Raw genomic sequence first — 4,730 nt, forward strand, 5'->3', positions numbered from 1 at the left:
GCATATTCTCCCGACCTCAATTCGGTAGAAAGAGTATGGTGGTATATGCGAAAAAGCATTACTCACAATCGTTATTTATCATCTCTCAAAGAACGCATTGCCAAATTCTGGCGACTATTTTCATCGGTGGACAGGCCGAATGAATTCATTAAAAATATTTGTGTAATTAATTTTTAGATATTATATAAAATATAATTTGATAAAATAGTTGTGTGCACACAAATTTGCACACAGAATTTGCAAATCTATTTCTCGTCCTAATTATTAAGTTAATTAAACAATATTATTAACTTTGTCTCTAATGCTAACCCTTTGATTTCTTTATAAAAGTGTAATAAATATGATCCCTAGTTATCAAGCAATAATGCTTCCTTTATTGAAAGCTGTCCAAGACAAAAAAGAATATAGACTCAATGATATAATTGAACAACTTGCCGATGAGTTTAAGCTTACAGAAGATGACCGAAAAGAACTACTACCAAGCGGACAAACTTTTTTATTTGGAAATAGAGTCGGCTGGGCAAGAACCTATCTAAAAAAATCAGGGCTTATAGATTCGCCAAAACGAGGATTCATATGTATTACGAAACGAGGGCTTGCTGCTCTCAAGCAAAAACCAAAAGAAATAAATGTTGCTTTTTTAAAACAATACCCCGAATTTTTGGAATTTCAAAATCTGAAACGTGATGACGTTTCATCTACAAGTACTGATAACCAAAATGAAATATCAGCACAAACACCTGAAGAAGTTTTAGAAAACTCTTATCAAAATATACGAAAATCATTGGCACAAGAATTATTAGATAAGGTAACGAAGCTATCTCCTTCTTTTTTTGAAAAGCTTGTGGTAGAGTTGCTAGTCAAGATGGGCTATGGAGGATCAATGAAGGATGCAGGAAAAGCAATTGGGAAAAGTGGAGATGAGGGTATTGATGGAACTATAAAAGAAGACAAGCTAGGGCTTGACATTATTTATATACAAGCAAAAAGATGGCAATCAGGAAATATTGTAGGGCGTCCAGAAATACACAGATTTATAGGAGCTTTAGCTGGGCAAGGTGCTAAAAAAGGTGTTTTCATTACAACATCATCATTTAGCAAAGATGCATTAGAATATGTTCCCCGTAATGAAACCAAAATAGTATTAATAGATGGATTTCAAATTGCCCAACTAATGATAGATTATAATCTTGGTGTCGCAACTCAACACGTTTATGAAATTAAAAAAATAGATAGTGATTACTTTGAAGAATAAACTTATGCAGACAATTATAAAAACTCCAAAACAAGCCTTAAATCCAGCATTTTTAAAGCAGAAGCCAGATCGTGAAGAGATTGAATTATTCAAAAAAGAGTTTATTTCTTTACTGGATAAAATTAATGATTCGGAAAGTGAGGAGTTTCACAAAAATCTGATAACAGATTTTCTTAACTCTGTATATTATAAAAATAAACACTATATAAATACCAAAGGCTATAACGATCTTGTCATTCATAATGGAAAAGATGCTAAATCGCCAGTTGGAGTATTAATTGAAGTAAAAAAGCCAACGAATAAAGGAGAGATGATTAGCAAAAATAATCTCAATGCTAAATCATTTCAAGAACTCGTGTTATATTACCTTCGGGAGAGAAAAACTGCAAAAAACTTCGAACTACGTTATTTGGTAATCACAAATATTAATGAGTGGTTTGTATTTGATGCTCAGGATTTCGAGAAGCTTTTTTATCAAGACAAAGCCTTACTGAAAAAATTTGAACAGTTTCAAGCTGGAACTCTATCAGGAACGAGCACAGATTTCTTTTATAAAGAGATAGCCGCTCCTGCTATTGATAAACTTCAAACCGAAATACCATATACTTATTTTGACATTAGAGATTATAATAAAATACTTAGAAATGCGGATAGAGAGGATGACAAGAAGTTAATAGCTCTATATAAATTTTTGTCTCCGATACATTTACTCAAACTACCTTTCGCTAATGACTATAACCAGTTGAACAAAGAGTTCTATGGTGAGTTACTACATATACTTGGCTTAGAAGAGATTAAAGAAGGTACTCAAAAATTTATTGTTAGGAAGCCTAAAGGAAAAAGAGATAATGGCTCTATTATAGAAAACGCCATTAATGAATTGGATTCAATGGATAAGCTATCCCGGCTACCTAATATTAGTCAGTATGGTAGCACCAATGAAGAACGCTTGTTCAATGTTGCATTAGATTTAAGTATCACATGGATTAACAGGGTACTATTTTTAAAGCTGCTTGAATCACAAATAATAAAATATCATAGTAATGATAAGGGTTATTCCTTCCTTACAATCGATAAAATTGAAGGTTATGACGATTTGAATAGTTTGTTTTTCCAAATTTTAGCAAGAAAAGAGGACGAACGAAGAGAAGGATATCTAAAAGAGAAATTCGCCCATGTACCTTATTTAAACAGTTCATTATTCGAACAAACAGAACTTGAAGCCTATACAATCGCTATTAGCAACTTACGAGATAAGGCTCGAATTAGTCTATATTCAAAATCTGTATTAAAAGGTAAAAAAAATACAAAAGAAATCGAGCTTAACCCACTAGAATACCTCTTGCGGTTTTTGGATGCTTATGATTTCAGTAGCGAAGGTTCGGAAGATATTCAAGAAGAAAACAAACCTTTAATTTCGGCTTCGGTATTAGGTCTTATTTTTGAGAAAATAAACGGATATAAAGATGGCTCATTTTTCACACCGAGTTTTATTACCATGTTTATGTGCCGAGACACTATTACACGAACAGTAATACAAAAATTTAATGAGGCAAAAGGTTGGGAATGTACAACAATAAATGATCTCTACAATAAAATATCTGACTTATCAGAGGCAAATCAGATATTTAACTCTATCAAAATATGTGATATGGCGGTGGGATCGGGTCACTACCTCGTGTCTAGCCTAAACGAAATGATTGCCTTAAAGTCTGAATTAGGAATCTTAATAGATAAAAATGGCAAACGACTGAGAGATTATAAAATAACAGTAGAAAATGATGAATTGATTATTAGTGATAATGAATTTGGAATTTTCAAATATATCCCCTATAATCATGAGAGTCAGAGAGTACAGGAAATTCTGTTTCACGAAAAACAAACGATTATAGAGAAATGCTTGTTTGGAGTAGATATTAATCCCAATTCGGTAAAGATATGCCAATTACGTCTATGGATAGAGCTACTGAAACATACTTATTATAAGGTTGGAACTAATGAATTAGAAACATTGCCCAATATTGACATTAATATTAAATGCGGAAATTCTCTTGTACATCGTTTTTCATTAGATGAAGATTTAAAGCCTGCGTTAAGGGCTATTGGTTATACAGTAGCAGAATATAAAGAAGCTATTGCGAAGTATCATGATGCCCATGATAAGGCTGAGAAACATGAGTTAAATAGATTGATTACGAAAATAAAGAGCGGTTTAAAAACTGAAATTGGAAGAAATGATAAAACCTCTAGGATTTTGTTGAAATGGCAAAAGGAGTTATCTGATCTCACAGCACCGAATCTATTTGAACTTAGTCCTAAGGAAAAGAAAGTTATTCAGAAGAAAACCAATGAAACTCAAAAAATGGTTGATAAATACAAATCAATCATCAATGAAATAAAGAATAATAAAATCTACCAAAATGCACTAGAGTGGCGTTTGGAATTCCCTGAAGTATTAGATGATGAGGGTAATTATATCGGCTTTGATGCAATCATTGGTAACCCGCCATATATCCAGCTTCAATCAATGGGCGAGATTACTGATGTTTATAAGCAAATGGGATATGAAACATTTGAACGAACTGGGGATATATATTGCTTGTTCTATGAATTAGGTAACAATTTACTTCGTCCAAACCATTTCTTATCATTTATCACATCCAATAAATGGATGCGTGCAGGATATGGGCAAAGTATGCGTCAATATTTTGTAGAACAAACGAATCCAATTTTATTGATTGACTTTACTGGCATAAAAGTCTTTGATGAAGCTACTGTAGATGTCAATATTATGACATTCCAGAAAGGTACTAACCTACATAAAACAGAGACTTGTCAAATAAAAAAAGACTTCAGTTCTGGAATAACTAAATTGAGCGATTATCTTATGCAAAATGCTATAAGTTCCTCATTTGGGAAAAACTCTATTGCTTCTTTTGTAATACTATCTGAAATAGAAAGGTGCATCAAAGATAAAATAGAACGAGTAGGCATTCCTTTGAAAGACTGGGATATAAATATCTATCGAGGTATATTAACAGGGTACAATGAGGCTTTCATAATTGATGGGAAAACTAAAGATGAATTAATAGAAAAATCCCCTAAAAATGCCGAAATTATTCGCCCTATTTTAAGAGGCAGGGATATAAAACGCTATGGCTATGAATTTGCTGATTTATGGCTAATATGCACATTTCCATCTCTTAAAATTGATATTGAAGAATATCCTGCGATTAAAGAATACTTGTTATCGTTTGGATATGACAGATTAAAACAAACAGGTGATCCCAATTCACGTAAAAAGACCAATAATAAATGGTTTGAAACACAAGATAGCATAAGTTATTGGGACGATTTTTCTAAACAAAAAATCGTCTGGAAAAGAGTAGGATCTATCCTTCGTTTTGGTATTGATATGAAAGGCTGCGTAACTCTAGATAGTACATGTTTTGCTACAGGAAATAATTTGAAATAT

The 4,730-nt window shown here is 32.5% G+C and carries 2 protein-coding genes; both read left to right on the top strand.

Annotation, left to right across the window (positions count from 1 at the left end):
• Positions 1-340 precede the first annotated feature (340 nt).
• Positions 341-1,255, top strand: a complete 915-nt coding sequence (locus tag ACYPZI_RS15510) for a restriction endonuclease (protein WP_459603214.1) — start codon at positions 341-343, stop codon at positions 1,253-1,255.
• Between the two features lie 4 nt (positions 1,256-1,259).
• On the top strand, positions 1,260-4,730 hold a 3,471-nt coding region (locus ACYPZI_RS15515), incomplete at its 3' end, for a DUF7149 domain-containing protein (RefSeq protein WP_459603216.1).

This window comes from Dysgonomonas reticulitermitis, from assembly GCF_054601275.1.